Here is a 20,706-nt window from a genome sequence, read left to right on the forward strand (position 1 = left end):
ACCCGGGCCGTGTCATACGCCTATTTGGTAATGGGTGGATTCGCGCTTCAGTAAACGCTACTTGAGACCACTACATGCGCATTAATTATGAGAATAGGTATAATTTTCCATTGCGACTATTTAACATTGCCCATAACATTACTCTTGCTTATTTGAAATCAAAATAGCATAAGTATAAGTAATATGAATTTAGAGGCACTCAACCAGCTCTTACTCGACCAACCACTGGTCACGCTCTTCGCGGTCATCGCGGTGGGCCTACTCTTTGGTAACATCACCATCAAAGGGATCAACCTCGGAAGTTCGGGCGTGTTGTTTTCCGCATTACTGGCGGGGCACTTAGGCTATAGCATTCCTGGTGGCATTGGCACGCTGGGGCTGGTGCTGTTTGTCTACTGCGTGGGCATCGGCGCAGGGGGCCGCTTCTTTGCTTCGGTGGCACGTGAGGGGGCCACTTTAGCTAAGCTCGCACTCGTCATCGTCGCTCTGGGCGGACTTGTCACCTGGGCAGGCGCCAAGCTGTTGGATCTGCCGGCCGATTTGGCCGCGGGTATCTTTGCCGGTGCGCTCACCAGTACACCGGCGCTGGCCGCCGCCACTGAGGGCCTGAAAGAAGCCGCCTCGGGAGTCAGTATTGGCTATGGTATCGCCTATCCTTTCGGTGTAATCGGCGTGGTACTGTTTGTGCAGGTGCTCCCCCGCATCTTAAAGCACGACTTAGATAAGATTGCTGCTGAACACGATGCCGGCGACGCCGCAGAAGACCGTGTGGAGAACGTGCTCGTCGAATGCACCAATCAAAACTTAATTGGCAAGCAGATCGCCGATTCTGGCGTGGCTAATCTCAACGCTTGCCAAGTTTCACGGATCTATAAGGACGGACAGTTGGTACCTTTAAGCTACGACGATGCTTTTAGTGAAGGACTCCTGCTCCTACTCGTGGGACGGAGTAAAGAAATCGCAATAGCCATCGATTACATCGGCCATCGCAGCCATCGCAATGTCTTAAAAGACGTGGAAAATGAGCGTCAGCAACTACTTGTCACCGAGCGCAAAATGGCGGGCAAAAACCTACGGGCCATCGCCCCACTCAAAAACTATGGCATCGTGATCACACGGATCACTCGCCTCGGGCTCACCTTCGTGCCTAACTCTTCAACTGTCATTGAACTTAACGATCAGCTGACTTCAGTTGGTCGCACCGATGATTTAAAAGCCTTTGCCAAAGCAGTCGGCCACCGCAGTAACGCCATCGACACCACCGACCTGCTCTCACTCTCAGCGGGTCTGACACTGGGCATCATCGTCGGCTTGATCCCGATCGGCCTACCCGGTAGCACCCCCATCACATTGGGGCTCGCTGGCGGCCCGCTCTTTGTCGCCTTATTACTGGGACACTTCGGCCGTGTTGGCCGCATCGTCGGTCACATTCCCCGCCCCACCCGCCTGTTGCTGCAAGAGCTGGGACTGGTATTTTTCCTCGCCAATGCCGGCGTGCGTGGCGGTGGCTCCTTGGCCGCTACCGTGCAAGAATATGGGCCCATGCTCTTCGCCCTGGGTATCGCAGTCAGCATTGTGCCGCTCATGGTCGCTTGGCCGCTGGCACGTAAGCTCTTCAAACTCGATGCCTTGCAAGCACTCGGCGGCATCTGCGGCGGCATGACTTCCACCCCTGCGCTGGGAGCCATCACTGCCAAGACCGACTCGCAAGTGCCAGTGGTCAGCTACGTGTCCGCCTATCCGGTGGCCCTGATCGTGATGATCCTGATCGCTAAAGTGCTGATCGGCCTCTTGACCTAATACCACTTCGCGAAAAGTTTGAACGTAATCGAGTTATTTTTCGTCGCCTCGTTTCCCATCGCAAGGAAGGCAACTTCACACATAGACGATCGTTGCAATAAGCTCGCGAAGAAGAGTGAGAACACTTCTATACACACATGAAATCTTTACCGCTCTTTTTGCTACCATTCTTATTACTCTTTACTGGCTGCGCCAGCGTCTCCTCCGACTATGAGCCTCCGAAGGTGGATGTGGTCGGCATTACCAAGAGCGACACAGATACCGCGGCGCTACAGTTCACCCTGCAATTGCGCATTGTGAACCCCAATGCTCAAACCATTCACCTCAAAGGTCTCTATTACGAATTGAGCCTCGACGGCATCGATGTGATCAACGGCACCGCCAACAACATTCCAGCAATCGAGGGCTATAGCGATACCGTGATTTCTGTCAGCTCAGCAGCAAGCCTAGTCAACAGTGTCCGACTCGCAGCTCGACTCATGGAAGTGACCAGTAAGGAACTCCCCTATGAACTACGCGCAAAACTCGGCACCACTTCTAAATGGATGCCGGCGACGACCGTAACGGAAACCGGAGTGCTTCCTTTGCGCTAGCACCAATCCAGAGCCATCGTAAACGACAAGCTCAAATAAGCGCGATCGCCCCACAAATGGGCTCACCAAGCCCCAGTGGAATCGTAAAAGACACGACAAGCTACAGCGGGAAATGAATTATGCGAGACAGCGCCCACTGGCGCAGTCGCCACACTCCCCTCGTCTATTTCCATTGACTTCGTGCCTCGGGCTGACATCTATGCCGCCCTTCAACTACCACCCCGCCGTAAATTTCTCGGCGGGTTTTCTCTTTCTAGGTGATCTTAATCGTAATCCAACTCTTCAAGTAGTCCCACCTCTGGGATACATCAGAGAGGGATTGAGAGACGGATTACGACAAAGACATCCTTAAGTAAATGAACGCAAAAAACATCCGAAACATCGCCATCATCGCCCACGTTGACCACGGCAAGACCACATTGGTGGACTGCCTACTGCAACAAAGCGGAACCTACCGTGAAAACCAACAAGTGCAAGAGCGCGCGATGGACTCCATGGACTTGGAGCGTGAAAAAGGCATTACCATTAAAGCGAAGAATCTCGCTGTAAAATGGACCAATCCCAAGGACGGAGAGGTGTACACGATTAACATCGTCGACACCCCAGGTCACGCCGATTTCGGTGCCGAGGTGGAGCGTGTGATGAAAATGGTCGACGGCGTATTGCTACTGACCGATGCCGTTGGCGGCCCCCAAGCGCAAACTCGCTGGGTGCTGCGCAAAGCTCTCGACCAAGGCCTGAAGACCATTTGTGTGATCAACAAAGTCGATCGCGAGTCCTCACGCCCGGACTGGGTGCATGACAAAGTGCTCGAACTCTTCCTCGACCTGGATGCGGACGAAGATCAATTCAACGCCCCCTTCCTGTATGCTTCGGCTAAGATGGGCTTCGCCGACCGCGAAGTCGATGGCCCACGCGAAAACATGCTCGATCTCTTCGAGACCATTGTAGAGCGCATCCCAGCCCCCACCATCGAAGAAGGTGATTTCCGCATGCTGGTGTCCAACATTGACTGGGACGACTACGTCGGTCGCATGGCGATCGGCCGTGTACTCTCCGGTAACGTCAAAGTAGGCCAAACTATTTTCGCTCTACGTAAAAGCGGCAAACGCGAACGCGTTAAAGTGACCAAGATGAAGAGCTTCTCCGGCGCGGGTAACACCGACGACGTCACCGACGCGGTGGCTGGAGACATTGTCGGCCTGGCCGGCTTCGACGATGTCGACATTGGCGACACACTCGCTGCGCAACAAGACGCCGAGGCAATGCCTTTCGTCGAGATCGATCCTGCCACCGTGCAAATGGAGTTCTCCGTCAACAACGGCCCCCTCGCTGGCAAAGATGGCAAGAAGGTCACCTCCCGCCAGATCCGCGAACGCCTCATCCGCGAGACTCAATCCAACATCTCCATCAGCATCGAAGATACCGACGATGGCACACGCTTCCTGGTCAATGCCCGCGGCTCCATGCAGATCGCCGTCTTGGTGGAAACCATGCGCCGCGAAGGTTTCGAGCTGCTCGTATCTCGCCCCACTGTGCTGTATAAGGAAATCGACGGCAAACGCTGCGAGCCTTTTGAACAGGTCTGGGTGGAAGTGCCGGAAGAACAGCTTGGTGGCGTCATGGAAAACCTCGCAAAGCGCAAGGGCAAGGTCACCAATATGGAGCACCACAATTCCGGTGTCACCGTGGAGGCCGAAGTGCCAACGCGCGGCCTGATCGGTTTCGAAAGTGACCTCGTCACCATGACCTCCGGCCATGGCGTGATGAGCCACTCCTTCCTGGAATATCGCCCGCACTGTGGTGAAATCGTGACACGCCTCACGGGCACACTAGTGAGCATGGAACAAGGCAAGAGCATGCCCTACGCGCTGGATATGATTCAAAACCGCGGCAAACTCTTCGTCGGTCCCGGCGAGGAAGTCTACGGCGGCATGATCGTCGGCGAGAATCCACGTGTCGAAGACATGCCCGTCAACCCTGCCAAAGCGAAGCAACTCGACAACATGCGTGCCAGCGGCTCCGACAAGGGCATCCAGCTCGCGCCTCCCGTTAAGTTCTCCCTCGAGCGCGCGATCGAATACATCGCGCCCGACGAACTGGTCGAAGCGACGCCGAACTTCCTACGCATGCGCAAACGCGAGCTCGACGAAAACAAGCGCCGCAAAGCCGCCAAAGCAGCCAAGTCTTAAGCCCATAGGGCATATTATTTAGACCAAACGCTCACGGGAAACCGTGAGCGTTTTTTTGTGACTTATTGATATTCAGACTGGGCCTCTGACATCTGTCTTCTGACGACTCTTTCAAGGATCAAACAGGCTCCAAAGCGATTTTGAGATGACTGCCCGTGGCGTTGGCGTAACGCTTCGTTACAATCTCTCGCGCTCCATTCTCCCCGACATCACTAACCGGAACCATAAGATAGGCTTATTAAAAAAGGATTAGCACACTTTATACTCGATTAGACAACCTGTTTACATACTCCTTCTGTATAAATTTTACTAATCACAGATACTAATAAAATTAGCTCACACTTCTTTAATCTAATACAGATATGCAAACTACAACATCCCCCGCCCACACAGAGGATAACGCAGCGTCCGCATGGCGCAATTTTCGTAACGGAGTCTGGCAAGACCAGATCGACGTTCGCGACTTCATTCAGCAGAACTATACGCCCTACCAGGGCGACTATTCGTTTCTGAAAGAGCCGACCGCAAAAACCACGCAACTTTGGAACGAGCTCAAGCTGCTACTCGAAGAGGAGCGCGCCGCAGGTGGTGTATTGGATGCCGACACAAAGATAGTCGGCACGGTCGCCTCCCATGGCGCCGGCTATATCAACCAGGACCTGGAAACCATCGTGGGCGTGCAGACCGACAAGCCGCTCAAACGTGCCATGCTGCCTTATGGCGGTGTGCGGATCGCCCAGAAAGCGCTGCAGGCACACGGCCGCGAAATGGACCCCGAGACTGCGGACATTTTTGCCAAGCACCGCAAAACACACAACGACGGAGTGTTCGCCTGCTACACCGACGACATCCGTAAGGCACGCTCCGCCGGCATCGTTACCGGTCTCCCCGATGGCTATGGCCGCGGACGGATCATCGGCGACTATCGCCGCGTCGCGCTCTATGGCGTAGACCGCTTAATTGCCGATAAGCTACGCCTGCTCAAAGACACCCAAAACGAAAGCTTCAGCGAAGACTGGGTACGCGAACGTGAAGAGACTCAGGATCAGATCAAAGCGCTCAAAGATCTCAAGACCATGGCAGCCGCCTATGGCATCGACATTTCCCTGCCCGCCCAAAACGGGCAACAAGCCGTGCAATGGACCTACTTCGGCTACCTCGGGGCGGTGAAGGACCAAAACGGTGCCGCAATGTCCTTTGGCCGCACAGCCACCTTCTTCGACATCTACTTCGAACGCGACTTCGCTGAAGGTACTTTAAACGAGGAGCAGGCTCAAGAGATCATCGACCACTTGGTTATGAAGATGCGGATCGTGCGCTTCATTCGCACCACCGACTACGACGAGCTCTTCTCCGGCGACCCCACATGGGTGACCGAAAGCATCGGCGGCATGGGCGAAGACGGCCGCACGCTGGTGACCAAGTCCAGCTTCCGCGTGCTACAAACCCTCTACAACCTCGGGCCCGCCCCCGAGCCAAATCTCACCGTGCTGTGGTCGCAAAATTTACCACAGGGCTTCAAGGATTTCTGCGCCAAGGTATCGATCGAGACCAGCTCGATTCAGTATGAAAACGACGATCTGATGCGCCAGTACTGGGGCGACGACTACGGCATCGCTTGCTGTGTCTCCGCGATGCGAATCGGCAAGCAAATGCAGTTCTTCGGCGCTCGTGCCAATCTGGCCAAAGCGATGCTCTACGCCATCAATGGCGGCAAAGACGAGAAAAGTGGTCAGCAAATCGCCCCCGAGAGTGATCCTTTCACCGGCGACTATCTAGAGTTTGACGACCTGATGGCACGCTTCGACAAGACCATGGACTGGCTGGCCGCCACCTATGTCAAAGCGCTGAATATCATCCACTACATGCATGATAAATACTCAGCAGAAAACATCATGATGGCCCTTCACGACCCCGTGATCCTGCGCACCATGGCCTGCGGCATTGCCGGCCTCTCAGTCGCAGCCGATTCACTCTCTGCAGTGAAGCACGCCAAGGTCAAAGTCATCCGCAATCAAGAAGGCCTCGCCGTGGACTACAAAGTGATCGGAGAGTATCCGGCCTTCGGCAACAACGACGATCGTGTGGATGCCTTTGCCAACGATCTGGTCGAGCGCTTCATGGATAAAGTGCGGCAACAGCCCACTTACCGCAATTCCGTGCCCACCCAATCGGTGCTCACTATCACCTCCAACGTGGTTTACGGCACCAAGACAGGCAGCACTCCCGACGGCCGCAAGGCCGGCGAGCCTTTCGCACCGGGGGCCAACCCCATGCACGGTCGTGATCGCAAGGGCGCAGTCGCCTCGATGGCTTCGGTGGCCAAGCTCCCCTACGAACACTCGCAGGACGGCATCTCCTACACCTTCTCCATCGTGCCTAAGGCACTGGGCAAAACAGCACCCGAACAAGTGGCCAACCTAGGGAACATTCTGGATGGCTACTTCGAAGCGGCTGGGCACCACATCAATGTCAACGTCTTCGAAAAGGAGACTTTGCTCGATGCGATGGAGCATCCGGAAAAATACCCACAACTCACCGTCCGCGTCTCAGGCTACGCCGTAAACTTCATCAAGCTGACCAAAGAGCAGCAGATGGACGTCATCACTAGAACCTTCCACGATAGTATATAAATCAGAAGACAGGAGACAGAAGTCAGGAGACCGCGAATGAAACGCATCCTGGCTTCTGATCTCTGGTCTCTGACCTCTGAAAAAATGACCACTACCTTAAAACCTACCACCAGCACTGCCACCAGCACTGTCACCAGCGCGACCACTTGCGCCTTTGAACGTCCTGCCACACTGGCTGCTTCGCCCACAACCGAGGGCTACATTCACTCCGTCGAGACCTGCGGGACAGTCGACGGTCCCGGTCTGCGCTATGTGCTCTTCTTGCATGGTTGCCCGCTGCGCTGCCAATATTGCCACAATCCGGATAGCCAAGGCAAACCAGCCGGCGAGACTCACACCGCGGAGGAGGCCTTTGCCGATGTGCTGAAGTACAAATCCTTCATCCGCAAGGGGGGGCTTACACTATCAGGCGGGGAGCCTTTGATGCAGCCCGACTTCGTCGAAGCCATGTTTACCCTCGCCAAAGAAGCCGGCATTCACACCACCTTAGACACCTCAGGTTTTGTCGGCCACAAAGCCAGCGATGCACTGCTCGACAAGACCGACCTAGTGCTACTCGACATCAAAAGCTTCAGTCCAATGACTCACAAAGTCGTGACCGGAGTCTGTGTAGACCAAACTCTCAAATTTGCACAACGTCTGGATGCCCGCGGCAACAAAGTCTGGATTCGCTTCGTGCTGGTGCCCGGCCTCACCGACAACGAGAAAAACATCGATGGGCTGGCCCAATTCGTCAGCCAACTCGGCAACGTCGAACGGGTCGAAATCCTCCCCTTCCACAAAATGGGCGAAGAGAAATACAAACTCTCTGGGCTGCCCTATAAACTAGCAAACACACCGACGCCTACTCCGGAAGCAGTCGACAGCGCACGCGCGATATTTGCGCGGCATGGAGTCGTTGCGATCTAGAGCAGCGCCATTGCGCAGGGGTCGATGCGAATATCTCATGAAAACAAAAAATCGTTGGCTCATTGCAGCGTCCGCCTGCAGCATCAACCTTTCGATCGGCTCCATTTATGCCTACAGCGTATGGAAAATGCCTCTGGAAAACACCTTTGGTTGGTCCTCGAGTAACACCTCACTGGCCTTCAGTCTGGCGATCTTCTTCCTAGGCCTCTCGGCCGCCTTCCTCGGAAGCTTCATCCAGCGCAAGGGGGCCCGCTTCGGCGGCCTGCTCAGCGCAGCCTTCTTTTCGGGCGGCCTGCTAGGCTCTGCACTGGCCTGCCAAGTCGAGAGCCTGCCCTTGTTCTATTTAAGCTTCGGAGCTGTCAGCGGCATCGGGCTCGGCTTAGGCTATATCTCCCCCATCGCCACACTGGTCAAATGGTTCCCCGATCGCCGCGGCTTGGCCACCGGGCTCGCCATTATGGGCTTCGGCTTTGGTGGACTGGTTTGCGCCAAATTGATCGATCAATTCGTACCAGTCCAAGCCGAGATCTCCCTGCCACAGGGTATCAGTGCCTACGAGTATCAACAACAGGCCACGGATGCCGTAACAGCCACCGCGACAAGCCCGTACGCCGCAGCCCTCGCAGCGACTCCTGAGCCAGAGCTCGCGCCTCAAAAAACGCTCCTCTACCAGAAAGCATCCATCGTACGGGCCTTTAGCTACTTAGCCGGCATCTATCTCGTGATCATGGTGCCCAGCGCACTCTATATCACCCCACCTACGCGCGATGACTTGCAGACACTGCCCAGCAAAGAAACGTCCCCCCAGACCAAGTCGCAAGGCGAGGAATTAACAGTGACACAGGCATTGAAACGCCCCGCATTTTACGGGCTCTGGAGCATGTTATTCATCAATGCATCCTGCGGCATTGCACTCATATCAACTGCCAAAAAGATGGGCTATGAAATGGTCCATTTATCCGACTCGGAAGCCAGCTTACTCGTGATGGGCATCTCCCTATTCAATGGCCTAGGCCGCATCGGCTGGGCCGCACTTTCAGACTACATCGGGCGCCCCAATACCTTTGTTGCGTTTTTCCTGCTACAAATCGCCGCCTTTCCGCTCTTGGCCAAGCTCACCCATTTCCCGATTCTCTTCATGGGCATCACCTTCATCATCCTCTCCTGCTATGGAGGTGGCTTTGCAACCATACCGACCTACATCAGCGACCTTTTCGGCATACGAGCCATGCCCACGCTACTCGGCATGATCCTCACCGCATGGTCCTGCGCGGGCCTGGTCGGCCCGATGGTCAACGCACGCGTCTACGAAGCCACGCAAAGCTATCAAACCAGCCTTTATGTATTCGGCGCGGCACTTGTTGGCGCACTCATAATATCACTCTTAATGAAACTGAAAATACCAGAGCTGAAGCAACCACACATCCCCACCGCTGGTCATTTAAGCAGGTCACCATAAAGATGGGCGCAATCCACGGTCTCGCCACTGTCTAAGGCCTGATCCACACTCATACAAGCGATAGCTGACTTAAGCGCCTCATCAATCCCTGCATGAGGCAATGTGCCATTTAACATCGAATCAATCAAAGAGCGCACAAGAACAATATCCCCGCCCCCATGCATGCCATGGCCGTCGATTTGCTCACGCACCACATCGGGCTCATGCGCAATACGCGCCCATTCGATAGTACCCGTCAACACATCACCACGTACAGAACCTTCCGTTCCCATAATATAAAAGCGCCGCTCGGGTAATGTTGAGTGCATATTAGTATGAAAGCTTGCGCGTGCACCATTGGCATATTCCATGATAACGACTTGGTTATCGACTACAGATTTTTCTGCTGTAAACGGATTCAATAAATTGTGGTCGGCCCAGGTCATGTAACCAAGCTTACCCTGCGAATTCTTACCAAGCTTTTCACTCAGAGCAGCATTTTCTGGCCTAAAAATATCATTGCCTCCAAAACTAGCCACTCGGACTGGGACGCTGTCCATCATCCAATTAGCTAAGTCAAAATCATGGCAGCACTTTTCCAAAAGATGAGTTCCTGCATTCTCCCTAAGACGGCGCCAGTTGCCCATAATGTAACCACCATGATTAGGGTGGAGAGTCTCATTAAACTCAAAAGATAGAATCTTCCCCAATGGCATTTCCTCAATAATCGCACGCAAACGCTGATAAAAAAGAGAATAGCGTAGTACTAACCCGAAACTGAACATACAGTCACTTTTACGAACAGCCGCTTCGATCTCGCGGCAATCTTCAAGCGTGGTCGCCAGCGGTTTCTCACTAAAAACATGCTTTCCAGCATCCAATGCGGCAATGATGTGCTCCGCATGAAAACAATTCCAAGAGCCAATCACCACCCAATCAATCTCTGGATCCGCCAACATACTCCGATAGTCTTCAAACACCTGAATATCTGCAGACAATTGTTCCCGTGCACGTGTGACATTAACCACATCCGGATCCGAAACAGCATGAATGCACACATGATCGGTTTCCTCGAGCAATAACCTGAGGATCTCAAAAATACGATTACCTAGACCGATGACACCGACGCGAATGATTGATTTGTTTTCTAGCATCTCACTATTTTAGCACTTTCAAAAAAAGTTCACAAGTGACATTATAATCCCCACACTTAACATTTGCGGACATGAATCAATTTCAATTGGACGCATTTGAAGCGCTGCCCGAACCCTCTAACTACTTTGAAGGTGTGCGAACAGCCGACCCACTACACGTTGATAACGTACTCTTGTTTTATCGTCCCCATTTCTTGGAAGCGACCCAACATGGGGCCATACGCTGGCTCCACAGTCGTCACATACTGGTCAGCAATTTTGGTGTGCCAGGCGTAGCACATTTAAATATGATTCCCTATCAAGTGAATCAATTTTCAGCGATTTTGATCAGTCCCTATGAACTTCACTTCTTTACTGCCATAGAGCAGCCCCTAAGCGCGTGGCTCTTTATGACCTTTGAAACAGAGACTCCACTGGCATTTCAGAGTGAACAAAACCCAGTGATCACGCTAAGTGCATCCCACGTAGACAGGCTGGCAACACTGGCAAGTTGGGCAGTCCAACGCAAATACAACACACTCCAGAGTAATCAATTTATCGCCCAGACCACCGAATTACTAGAATCCCTACGTCCTCAGTGGAGTCGTCGCGGCACAACTGCCACTCAAATCGCGAGCAATAGCTCGCATGCCCTGCTAAATCGAATCTCAAAACATCTAAAAGCGAATCCAGCCCTCAGCCTCAGTATAGCACAATTAGCCGCAACATCCGACTGCTCCGAAAGACACTTACGACGCATGTTTCAACAACGCACTGGCATGCCCCTGGGCGCATTTTTAAAAAAATATCGTATTTCCCGCATCATCCAGCTAGTCGGGCGAGATGGCTTAAGCTTATCCAAGGCGGCCGAGATTTGCGGCTACAGCGCCCCCTCAGCACTCTCCCGTGCTTTTAAGGCGCATACCGGACGCACGCCACGTGAATTCTTCAAGCCCGAATAATACAATTGAAACTAAAACTTATTCTCTTTCCCCGAAAGCATACGAACAATATTTGAACGGTGACGAACGACAATAAGCACTGCGAGAACGATCCCCAGATAAAATCGAGGATCCTCAGAGCCGTGTATAAAATAGGCGGCAATCGGTAAACTCACAGCAAAAAGCATCGAAGCCAGCGCCACCATCTTGGAGGTATAAAAGACGATTAGCCAAATCACTAAGCCAATCAAGAGCACTGCCCACATTAAAGCCAGCAGACCACCGATAGTGGTCGCCACCCCTTTTCCCCCACGAAATTTGAGAAAAATAGAAAAACTATGTCCAAGGATCGCTGCAATTAAGCCTATTACAGCCAGGCGATTATCCCCGCCATAGGCCAGAAGAGGCCAACCGGCGGCCAAGAAACCTTTGAGCGCATCAAGTGCGAAAACAGTATTGCCCCATTTGGCCCCTAAGGTGCGCTTTACGTTGGTCGCACCTGGATTGCCGCTGCCAGCTTTAAAAATATCAATACCTTGGCTACGCGCCACGATGACTGCAAAACTTATCGCGCCGAGAAAATAGCCGACTAAGATAACAAGGAGAATAGAAACGACTGACATAATGATCCAGCATGAAGCCAGAATCGTCTGCTGCGAGTCTAGATTACACCACTTTCACAGTGATTCTGGCGAACGCTGCAGCCTTGGATGTAGCGCAGTAGCAATTAATAGTAAGGCAGCAAAAAAGGACTCCCCATACAAGGGAGCCCTTTTGTGAGAGATTGAATACAAGCCTTACAGCTTGATGACACGATATTTCTCAATCGCAGGATGCTCTGTAATCTTCTTGGCAGCCGCTTCAGAAGGCGCGCTATCCAGTTCAAAGACGGAAACAGCAAATCCTTCGCCTTTATCGCGACTTAATGACATATTTGCGATATTAACTTTGTCCTCACCTAAGGTGACACCGATGAAACCGACGATACCTGGCACGTCCTTATTCTTAAGCACCAACAAGGTCGCATGAGTGCTCACTTCAAGACCATGACCATCAATAGAGACAATACGCGGTGTTTGGTTCTTCCCTACCAGTGTGCCGGCAACAGTGCGCGTTTTGCCTCCCTTACAAGCAACCTCAACTTCAATCAGTTCGTTAAAGTCAGCGTGCGTGCTGCTCTTCACTTGCTCTGTCTCCACCCCCAAACGCTCGATTTTCTTGGGTGCATTCACATTGTTAACGTTGTCAGAAATCTCACGCAGAAATCCACGCTGGATCGCATTGGTCAGTGGTAGTGTATCCAATTCGGTCACTTTGCCAAAATAACGAATCGTAATTTTCTCCACTCCTTCGGGTGCAAGTTGTTGCGAGAAAGTACCAATTTTTTCTCCCAGCGTCATATAAGGAGCTAGCTTCTCAAGGACCTTCGGATCAACGGAGGGCATGTTCAGTGCGTTCATGACCATTCCGCCAGTGAGGGCTTCAATCATTTGCTTTGCGACATCAATACCAACGTTCTCTTGAGCTTCCTGAGTCGAAGCACCCAAGTGCGGCGTGAGCACTAGGTTCTCGATCTGACGCAGTGGACTGTCTTCAGCAGGAGGCTCATCCTCATAAACATCGAGACCAGCTGCGGCAACCTTGCCTGAATTGAGTGCCTCAATCAATGCGGCCTCCTCAATAATTCCACCACGAGCACAATTGAAGACACGCACACCATCCTTCATACGGGAAAATGCATCTGCATTCAGCATGTGCTTTGTCTCCTTAGTCATTGGCATGTGCACGGTAATATAATCCGCGTTTTCAATCACCTCGTCGAGCGTAGCTTGTTGAACGCCCAGACTCTTCGCACGTGACTCCGTCAAGTACGGATCGTATGCCAACACTTCCATCTGAAATGCCATTGCACGTTTAGCAACTTCAGCACCAATACGCCCCATTCCAAGCACACCGAGTGTCTTCTGATTGAGCTCAGAACCTGTATACTTTTTACGATCCCAGCGGCCAGCTTTCATACCCGCACTCGCTTGAACAATCGGACGTGTGCCCGCAAGCATGTGAGTAAAGGTAAGCTCTGCGGTGGCGATCGTATTCCCCGTTGGCGTGTTCATAACGATCACACCGTGATCGGTAGCGGCTTCGATATCGATGTTATCCACACCGACACCTGCACGCCCCACAACCTTTAGCTTTGGGGCCGCAGCGATCACTTCAGCAGTGATCCGAGTATCCGAACGCACAGCAATCGCGTCGGCATCCTTGGCAAGCTCAAGAATTTGCTCCGGGGAGGAACCATAGGCTTCAACGACGTCAAAACCCTCCTGGGCTTTGAACAAATCAACACCAATGGGCGAAATGCGGTCTGCGACTAATATTTTCATAAGAAGCGGGCGAGTAAATTTATGCAGGCGTGAATTGCAACGAAATATCGTGAAAATGAACTTGTACAAATATTCGTAGATAAACTTGAGCCGGCGCGTTCCTGGGAACAGGACCTACTTTCTAGCGAGACAAAACAATGTACACTGCGGGGCAGCCTCAGTGTTTAGATCCAGTGTTCTTCATAAACGAAAACTTTGCCCTTCCCTCTTGGCTGGCAGCCATTATCAGTTGCCCATGCGAAGTATGACAGGTTTTGGGCGCGGTTGCGCAGATGCAATAGATGCAGGTGTACGCATTCAAATTGAGATTAATTCGGTCAACCGAAAGACACTCGACGTACAAATCAGTGCGCCGCGAGAATGGAGCGGGTACGAGGCAAAGTGTAATGAATGGCTAAACGGGGCCTTTCAACGTGGTCGAGTCAATATTCAAATCAAAGTGGAATCCATCCAGGGCGATACTGGCTCACTCAGCTTAAATACCGCCGCAATGGCACAAAGCCTCCAAAACTTACGTGAATTTGCGCAAGCCCAAGGCCTGGACTTCACGCCCGACAGCGGTTTCTTGCTGGATCTGGCACGTTCGGTCAAAGATAGCAGTGGACTCCCAGACTGGAAATCACTCAAAGGCTCAATCCAAGCTGCCTTCAATGAAGCTTTGCTGGATATCGATTCCATGCGACTGCGAGAAGGTGCCGCACTAGCCACCGACTTAAAACAGCGCATCACTGAACTCGAAGACCTGCGGCAACAAATCGAAACCAACGCCAATGGCAGCACGCAACGTTACCGCGATGCCTTGCTTGAACGCCTGAAGCAGCTAAATTTGGAACTCGATCCATCAGATGAACGGGTGCTGAAGGAAGTCGCGATCTTTGCGGATCGCTCAGACATAAGTGAAGAAACCACTCGACTGGCCTCTCACTTTGAACAATTCCTGAGCTTCGTCCACGCGGACGAAGCCAGTGGTCGTAAGATGGATTTTCTCTGCCAAGAAATTCACCGCGAATTCAACACCACCGGCAGCAAATCCAACGATATCGAGATCACACGCCTGGTCATCGAAGGTAAGAACGCGCTCGAACGCATCCGCGAGCAGGTGCAGAACATCGAATAGCCGCCTTAAGTATCATCCCCCAAAGCGAAATTCACCGCTTCAATACCAGCCAGCGAGCAAGCATCCATCACCTTTACGATTTGCCCATGTGACACAGATTCAGCCGGTGAAATTGTGACGATTGCCTCAACTTTATTAGCTGCGCTGGCCTCGCGAAAGCGCGTCAGCATCGCTGCCAGCGCTTGAAAACGTGGTGCGTCAGGCGTATCATAGGGATAATCATTAACAATCACTTGGCCGTCTTGGCGGATTTCAATAATTTGCTCATCGGGCAGGTCCAGTGGTTCATCCTGCACGACCGAGCCAGGCAATTGAAAAGAAAGATCGGCCTCCTGCTGCTCCAAGGTCGAAGCAACCATAAAGTAGATCAGCAGCAGAAAAACGACATCAATCATAGGGGCAATCGGTACGCCGACCTTGTCTTCTACTTTCTTTTTGGGTATGGCCATCAGAATTAATCCATTTGATAGGTGGCGTAAATGACTTCGTAAGCCCCCACTTCGGCACATGCTTTGAGAACTTTCTTAATCGTCAGATAGGGCGTGGCTTGATCCGCACGTAGATGAATGCGCAGTTCAGGGTTCGCTGCCAGTGAGGTCTTCATTGTCGCTCGCATATTCTCAAGCGTGACTGGTTCCATGCCCAAGTAGATGACACCCTCTGCATCCAAAGAAATCGTCCCGCGATTAGGCAGATCCTCAGCATCAGGCACATCACTCTCCGCCGACTCTGGTAAATCAAGCTTCTTAGCACGGTCTGCCTGCGCCAACGTGCTGACCGTCATAAAGAAGACCAACAGTAAAAAAACCATATCGATCATCGGAGTCATCGGGAAATCCTCTTCAGGCGATTGACTGGATCTACGGCGGGCCATTGATACAAAACGTTAAAAATTACAGCTGAAAAGTCAGGTAAAATAGCAAAAAAAAGAGGCGCCCGCATAAGCGGACACCTCTGAAAGATTCGGAAGAATCAGGTCTTAGTAGACTTGAGTCGCTTCTTCTTCAGGAACTGGAGTCTTAAGAAGATCCGAGCGCATTTGTGCCTTAAAGCGGGCGTCACCTTCGGCGACAGCTTGCGCAACAACACGGAACTCGATGATCTGCTTAGCCTTCAATACACTGTAAGGAGCGAAGCTGACGTTGTTGCCAGTGATGCTGCCTTGTGTATCACCTGCAGCGGAGACAACCTTAAGTTGGCTTGGAAGTTGAACTTCGAGGCCGACGTTTGTGTCTTGTGCAGTTCCTTGGTTAGTGATTTGAATCACATAGGTAGTTTCCTCACCAACCAGCAGTGGATCCTCAGTGTCAATCACTTCGATCAACAGCGCTGGGTAGCCACGCCATTCGGTGCATGCATCGTCGTTACCGCTGAGCCCGTATTGAGCTGATGCAGCGCTAACTTGGTTGCAATATGTGCCTTCTTGCAGGCCAAGAACAGTAACGTCGAAGCTCTTGGATTCGCCAGCACCGAGGCTAGTGGTCCATGTAGCTGTGTTACCATTGATTTGTGCACCTGGAGCAGTGAGCAACTTGTTCTGTGAAGGAACAGTGTCGACAACAACTACGTCAGAGAGTGGCACATCACCAGTATTCGTGGCTGTGATTGTGTAAGAAGCCTTCTTACCAACAAACTGCATTGGTGTGCCTTCCTTAACAACATCGATACCTGCTTCAACCACAACGACACATGCATCATCTTCAACAGATGCTGCATTGGAAGCGGAAGCCACCGCTGTGTTGCAATGCTCACCAGTTGCCGAAGCTGTGGTGTTCACTGTAACGTCACGGCTTTCACCTGGAGCGAGTGTGCCGAGATTTGTTGTCAAAGTGCTGTTTCCGCTGTCATGAGCGACGCCAGCAGGCAATGTGTCTGTAAGAACAACATCGTATGCGCAGAAGTTACCAACATTAGTCACAGTGATGTTCCAAGGAACACCTGCACCAAGAAGAACTTGTTCATTTGGAGTTGTCTTTACGATCGCAAGCTCAGGAGCACCCACTTGTGTAGTGGTGCAAGCTTCTGGATATGCAACGATGGTCGCACAGTTACTAAGATCTGCGACTTGAGTTGGCTTAACCGTCAACTTAAGAGGCGTGCGTGAACCGCTTTGAACATTGTAAAGCGTCCAAGTCACACTGCTGCCGTTGACTTCGGCTTCAGGCTCACTTGAAACATATACAGTGCCGGCAGGGATCTGCTCTTCAACAACAACTTTCTTCACCTTATCCTTAGCGATTACTGTATAGTTGTAATCGTAGGGAGTGTTGATCGCAACCATGTCAGGTGCGGACTTCTCAAGGCGTACGAGGTGCTTATCAATGTAATCAGTGACTGTACCGATAGAGCAATCACCAGCTGGAGCAGGTGCTGCGACAGGTGCCGGCGCAGGCGCAGGCTTCGTCTTGTTGTATTGATGAACGTGACGATTGTCAGAGGGTGTTTTCAGGTTGAAAACGGTTGTTTCGGGGGAATCCGACACTGTGAAATTCTTGCCCTGGTCCGGGATTCTCTGAGCGGATAGCTGAGAAGCGGACAAAGCAATGAATGCTGCAAGTGCAGAAGCTCCGAGGAACTTTTTCATGATATTCATATGTTCTGTGTGTGTAGTTAGTTTATTTTGCGGAGCGAACGGATGGCGTTCGCACATCTAGATTAGCAGATGAACTAAATACCCTAGCACAGGATAACGCTAAATCGAGTCAAAACATATTAAATTTTAGCATTAGCCCAGCTACCACTAGGCGTATAAAGAAGTAAAATTCCTACAAAAAAGCGTGCTCCCCCGCAGGAAAACACGCTTTAGAAAATGACGATTTGAAGCGACGCGCTATGCGACCGGCTTAAAGAAGTTCTTCATTTGCGCCACTGCATAGTCGCGATTCAGATGCGCAATCATGTCCAGCGGAATACTCTTCGGGCAAGCTGCCTCACACTCTCCAATGTTAGTGCAACCGCCAAAACCTTCGCCGTCCATGGTGGTGACCATGGCAAGCGTACGACGATCTTTCTCCGCCTTGCCCTGTGGTAGGCTGTTCATGTGAGCGACCTTAGCACCGGTAAATAACATCGCCGATGCATTCGGGCACGCAGCCACGCAAGCACCACAACCGATACAAGCCGCAGCATCCATCGCATAGTCGGCAATGCCCTTAGCAATCGGCATCGCATTCGCATCAACGGCACTCCCAGCACGTGCAGTGATAAAGCCACCTGCCTGAATAATCTTATCCAAGGGTGTGCGGTCAACCACCAGGTCTTTAATGACAGGGAAGGGCTTGGCACGCCATGGCTCGATCGTGATCGTCTGCCCATCGTGGAAGTGACGCATGTGCAACTGACAGGCCGTAGTACCACTCTCAGGGCCGTGTGGAATGCCGTTAATCGTCATCGAGCACATGCCGCAAATACCTTCGCGACAGTCATGGTCAAACGCGACCGGCTCATGGCCATCCGCAACGAGTTGCTCCGAAAGGATGTCGAGCATTTCGAGGAATGAGGAGTCCTCAGAAATATTGGCGAGCTTGTATTCGGCAAATTTTCCAACGTCGAGGCGGTTCTTCTGACGCCAAACGCGGATTGTGAGATTCATTGTTTTTTCCATCGTGCGTATTGAGTTGGATTACTTGTAACTGCGAGTGGCGAGCTTGATGTTTTCGTAAACGAGCGGCTCCTTGTGCAAGGCTGGGGCAACATCGTCGCCCTTATACTCCCACACTCCTACGAATGCGAAATTATCGTCGTCACGCTTGGCCTCACCGTCGTCGGTTTGGTGCTCTGCGCGGAAGTGACCACCACAGGACTCTTCTCGCATAAGTGCATCGCGACAAAGGATTTCGCCGAACTCCATAAAGTCAGCCACGCGACCGGCGCGCTCGAGCTCGGGGTTCAGGCTGTCGGCATCGCCCACAACCTTCAGATTGGACCAGAACTCTTTGCGTAAGGCTTGAATCTCTTCAATCGCTGCAGTCAGACTCTCCTTGGTGCGGGACATGCCGCACTTCTCCCACATAATGTTGCCAAGGCGCTTATGGAAGGAACGCGGCGACTCAGTGCCACCGATCGACATCAGCTTATCAATGCGCGACTTCACATCGGCTTCGACTTCGGCAAAAGCGGGGTGATCTGCGGTCACCTTGCCCGCAGCGGCCACGCCCTGCTCTCCGAGGTAGTTACCCACCGTATATGGCAGAACAAAATATCCGTCCGCCAAACCTTGCATCAGCGCCGAAGCACCGAGTCGATTTGCTCCGTGATCAGAGAAATTAGCCTCACCGCCGACAAACATGCCAGGAATGGTGGACTGCAAATTGTAATCAACCCAAAGCCCGCCCATGGTGTAGTGCACGGCGGGGAAAATCATCATCGGTGTTTCGTAAGGATTATCACCGGTGATGCATTGATACATTTCAAAGAGATTACCATAGCGCTCTTCGATCGCCTTTTGGCCATCACGCTTGATCGCATCGCGGAAGTCGAGGAAGACCCCGAGTCCTGTAGTCGCCACCCCACGACCGTCGTCGCAAGCCTCCTTGGCAGCACGCGAGGAAATATCGCGCGGGGCCAAATTACCAAAGCTCGGGTATTTACGCTCCAGGTAGTAATCGCGCTCTTCATCAGGCACAGCGTTGGGATCGAGCTTACCTTCGCGAATCTTCTTGGCAGTCTCCTTATCCTTAGGCGCCCACACACGACCATCATTCCGCAGCGACTCCGACATCAGCGTCAACTTCGACTGCTGATCACCGTGAACCGGAATACAGGTGGGGTGAATTTGCGTGTAGCATGGGTTGGCCATACCGGCACCACGGCGATAGGCGCGATGCGCAGCCGTCACATTACAACCCTGAGCATTTGTGGAGAGGAAGAATACATTGCCGTAACCACCGGTGGCAATCACGACGGCATCGCCCGCATGGCGGGAAATTTCGCCGGTCACCATGTTGCGCACAATCACACCCTTGGCATGACCGTCGACCTTGACCACATCCAGCATCTCATGGCGATTATACATCTTCACCTTACCGAGGCCGATCTGCTTACTCAGTGCAGAATAAGCACCTAATAACAACTGCTGCCCCGTTTGACCGCGGGCATAAAAAGTACGAGACACTTGCGCACCACCGAAAGAGCGATTCGCCAAGTATCCACCATATTCGCGGGCAAAAGGAACGCCATTGGCGACGCACTGGTCAATAATGTCGGAAGACACTTCTGCCAGACGATACACATTGGCCTCACGAGCGCGGTAGTCGCCGCCCTTCACCGTGTCGTAGAAGAGACGATGCACGCTGTCACCGTCGTTCTGATAATTCTTGGAAGCATTAATCCCCCCCTGCGCAGCAATACTGTGCGCACGGCGCGGACTATCCTGATAACAGAAGCAAGAGACGTTGTAGCCCTGCTCAGCGAGACTGGCGGCCGCAGCGCCACCAGCGAGACCGGAACCGACCACAATCACGTTATATTTACGTCGATTGGCCGGATTGACCAGCTTCATATTAAACTTGTGGCTCGTCCACTTCTGTGCGAGTGGGCCTTCGGGAATTTTGGAATCGAGATTCAT

At 52.4% G+C, this 20,706-nt stretch carries 16 protein-coding genes; 8 read left to right on the forward strand and 8 right to left on the reverse strand.

Going from position 1 to position 20,706, the window contains the following annotated elements:
• Positions 1-183: 183 nt before the first annotated feature.
• From QEH59_RS01040 to QEH59_RS01065, 6 genes are all read left to right on the forward strand, one after another.
• Positions 184-1,800, forward strand: coding sequence for an aspartate:alanine exchanger family transporter (locus tag QEH59_RS01040; RefSeq protein ID WP_308983502.1), 1,617 nt, complete (start codon positions 184-186; stop codon positions 1,798-1,800).
• Positions 1,801-1,937: 137 nt separating this feature from the next.
• Positions 1,938-2,393: an LEA/WHy family protein gene (locus QEH59_RS01045; protein ID WP_308983503.1), complete on the forward strand. Its 456-nt coding sequence runs from the start codon at positions 1,938-1,940 to the stop codon at positions 2,391-2,393.
• Positions 2,394-2,749: 356 nt separating this feature from the next.
• On the forward strand, positions 2,750-4,585 hold the full coding sequence (typA, locus tag QEH59_RS01050; RefSeq protein ID WP_308983504.1) for a translational GTPase TypA: 1,836 nt from the start codon (positions 2,750-2,752) through the stop codon (positions 4,583-4,585).
• Between the two features lie 362 nt (positions 4,586-4,947).
• Positions 4,948-7,218: a formate C-acetyltransferase gene (gene pflB / locus QEH59_RS01055; RefSeq protein WP_308983505.1), complete on the forward strand. Its 2,271-nt coding sequence runs from the start codon at positions 4,948-4,950 to the stop codon at positions 7,216-7,218.
• 84 nt (positions 7,219-7,302) lie between these two features.
• Entirely contained in the window at positions 7,303-8,127 is an 825-nt protein-coding gene (gene pflA, locus QEH59_RS01060) for a pyruvate formate-lyase-activating protein (protein WP_308983506.1), read from the forward strand.
• Between the two features lie 37 nt (positions 8,128-8,164).
• On the forward strand, positions 8,165-9,586 hold the full coding sequence (locus QEH59_RS01065; RefSeq protein ID WP_308983507.1) for an OFA family MFS transporter: 1,422 nt from the start codon (positions 8,165-8,167) through the stop codon (positions 9,584-9,586).
• On the opposite strand, the gene QEH59_RS01070 is transcribed toward QEH59_RS01065, so the two are convergent.
• Positions 9,565-10,719, reverse strand: a complete 1,155-nt coding sequence (locus tag QEH59_RS01070) for a Gfo/Idh/MocA family protein (RefSeq protein ID WP_308983508.1) — start codon at positions 10,717-10,719, stop codon at positions 9,565-9,567. The genes QEH59_RS01065 and QEH59_RS01070 overlap by 22 nt on opposite strands.
• Positions 10,720-10,790: 71 nt before the next feature.
• Here QEH59_RS01070 and QEH59_RS01075 point away from each other — a divergent pair, with 71 nt between their 5' ends.
• Positions 10,791-11,660, forward strand: a complete 870-nt coding sequence (locus QEH59_RS01075; protein WP_308983509.1) for a helix-turn-helix domain-containing protein — start codon at positions 10,791-10,793, stop codon at positions 11,658-11,660.
• A gap of 11 nt (positions 11,661-11,671) precedes the next feature.
• Here the strand turns inward: QEH59_RS01075 and plsY are convergent, their stop codons facing one another.
• Positions 11,672-12,262 carry a glycerol-3-phosphate 1-O-acyltransferase PlsY gene (gene plsY, locus QEH59_RS01080; protein ID WP_308983510.1) on the reverse strand — a complete coding sequence of 197 codons (591 nt, stop codon included), beginning with the start codon at positions 12,260-12,262 and terminating at the stop codon, positions 11,672-11,674.
• 174 nt (positions 12,263-12,436) lie between these two features.
• Complete coding sequence (gene serA / locus QEH59_RS01085) at positions 12,437-14,023, reverse strand: phosphoglycerate dehydrogenase (RefSeq protein WP_308983511.1); 1,587 nt, start codon at positions 14,021-14,023, stop codon at positions 12,437-12,439.
• A 235-nt stretch (positions 14,024-14,258) separates the two neighbouring features.
• On the opposite strand from serA, the gene QEH59_RS01090 reads away from it, so the two are divergent.
• A complete protein-coding gene (locus tag QEH59_RS01090; protein ID WP_308983512.1) occupies positions 14,259-15,140 on the forward strand; it encodes a YicC/YloC family endoribonuclease in 882 nt (293 codons plus the stop codon).
• Between the two features lie 5 nt (positions 15,141-15,145).
• Here the strand turns inward: QEH59_RS01090 and QEH59_RS01095 are convergent, their stop codons facing one another.
• The 5 genes from QEH59_RS01095 to QEH59_RS01115 all read right to left on the reverse strand — a co-directional run bounded on the left by QEH59_RS01095 (position 15,146) and on the right by QEH59_RS01115 (position 20,706).
• Entirely contained in the window at positions 15,146-15,589 is a 444-nt protein-coding gene (locus tag QEH59_RS01095) for an ExbD/TolR family protein (RefSeq protein ID WP_308983513.1), read from the reverse strand.
• Between the two features lie 5 nt (positions 15,590-15,594).
• Complete coding sequence (locus tag QEH59_RS01100; protein WP_308983514.1) at positions 15,595-16,014, reverse strand: ExbD/TolR family protein; 420 nt, start codon at positions 16,012-16,014, stop codon at positions 15,595-15,597.
• Positions 16,015-16,119: 105 nt separating this feature from the next.
• A complete protein-coding gene (locus tag QEH59_RS01105; RefSeq protein WP_308983515.1) occupies positions 16,120-17,724 on the reverse strand; it encodes a DUF11 domain-containing protein in 1,605 nt (534 codons plus the stop codon).
• A gap of 246 nt (positions 17,725-17,970) precedes the next feature.
• On the reverse strand, positions 17,971-18,732 hold the full coding sequence (locus tag QEH59_RS01110) for a succinate dehydrogenase/fumarate reductase iron-sulfur subunit (RefSeq protein ID WP_308983516.1): 762 nt from the start codon (positions 18,730-18,732) through the stop codon (positions 17,971-17,973).
• 30 nt (positions 18,733-18,762) lie between these two features.
• On the reverse strand, positions 18,763-20,706 hold the full coding sequence (locus QEH59_RS01115) for a fumarate reductase/succinate dehydrogenase flavoprotein subunit (RefSeq protein ID WP_308983517.1): 1,944 nt from the start codon (positions 20,704-20,706) through the stop codon (positions 18,763-18,765).

Source organism: Thalassobacterium sedimentorum (assembly GCF_031127905.1).
Classification (GTDB): Bacteria; Verrucomicrobiota; Verrucomicrobiia; order Opitutales; family Coraliomargaritaceae; genus Thalassobacterium; species Thalassobacterium sedimentorum.

Coding starts and splice junctions, on each gene's coding strand:
- serA (WP_308983511.1), bottom strand. CDS start 14,023: ATGAAAATATTAGTCGCAGACCGCATTTCGCCCATTGGTGTTGATTTG.
- QEH59_RS01100 (WP_308983514.1), bottom strand. CDS start 16,014: ATGGCCCGCCGTAGATCCAGTCAATCGCCTGAAGAGGATTTCCCGATG.
- pflA (WP_308983506.1), top strand. CDS start 7,303: ATGACCACTACCTTAAAACCTACCACCAGCACTGCCACCAGCACTGTC.
- QEH59_RS01115 (WP_308983517.1), bottom strand. CDS start 20,706: ATGAATCTCGATTCCAAAATTCCCGAAGGCCCACTCGCACAGAAGTGG.
- QEH59_RS01105 (WP_308983515.1), bottom strand. CDS start 17,724: ATGAAAAAGTTCCTCGGAGCTTCTGCACTTGCAGCATTCATTGCTTTG.
- QEH59_RS01065 (WP_308983507.1), top strand. CDS start 8,165: ATGAAAACAAAAAATCGTTGGCTCATTGCAGCGTCCGCCTGCAGCATC.
- QEH59_RS01110 (WP_308983516.1), bottom strand. CDS start 18,732: ATGAATCTCACAATCCGCGTTTGGCGTCAGAAGAACCGCCTCGACGTT.
- QEH59_RS01045 (WP_308983503.1), top strand. CDS start 1,938: ATGAAATCTTTACCGCTCTTTTTGCTACCATTCTTATTACTCTTTACT.
- QEH59_RS01095 (WP_308983513.1), bottom strand. CDS start 15,589: ATGGCCATACCCAAAAAGAAAGTAGAAGACAAGGTCGGCGTACCGATT.
- QEH59_RS01075 (WP_308983509.1), top strand. CDS start 10,791: ATGAATCAATTTCAATTGGACGCATTTGAAGCGCTGCCCGAACCCTCT.
- plsY (WP_308983510.1), bottom strand. CDS start 12,262: ATGTCAGTCGTTTCTATTCTCCTTGTTATCTTAGTCGGCTATTTTCTC.
- pflB (WP_308983505.1), top strand. CDS start 4,948: ATGCAAACTACAACATCCCCCGCCCACACAGAGGATAACGCAGCGTCC.
- QEH59_RS01070 (WP_308983508.1), bottom strand. CDS start 10,719: ATGCTAGAAAACAAATCAATCATTCGCGTCGGTGTCATCGGTCTAGGT.
- QEH59_RS01040 (WP_308983502.1), top strand. CDS start 184: ATGAATTTAGAGGCACTCAACCAGCTCTTACTCGACCAACCACTGGTC.
- typA (WP_308983504.1), top strand. CDS start 2,750: ATGAACGCAAAAAACATCCGAAACATCGCCATCATCGCCCACGTTGAC.
- QEH59_RS01090 (WP_308983512.1), top strand. CDS start 14,259: ATGCGAAGTATGACAGGTTTTGGGCGCGGTTGCGCAGATGCAATAGAT.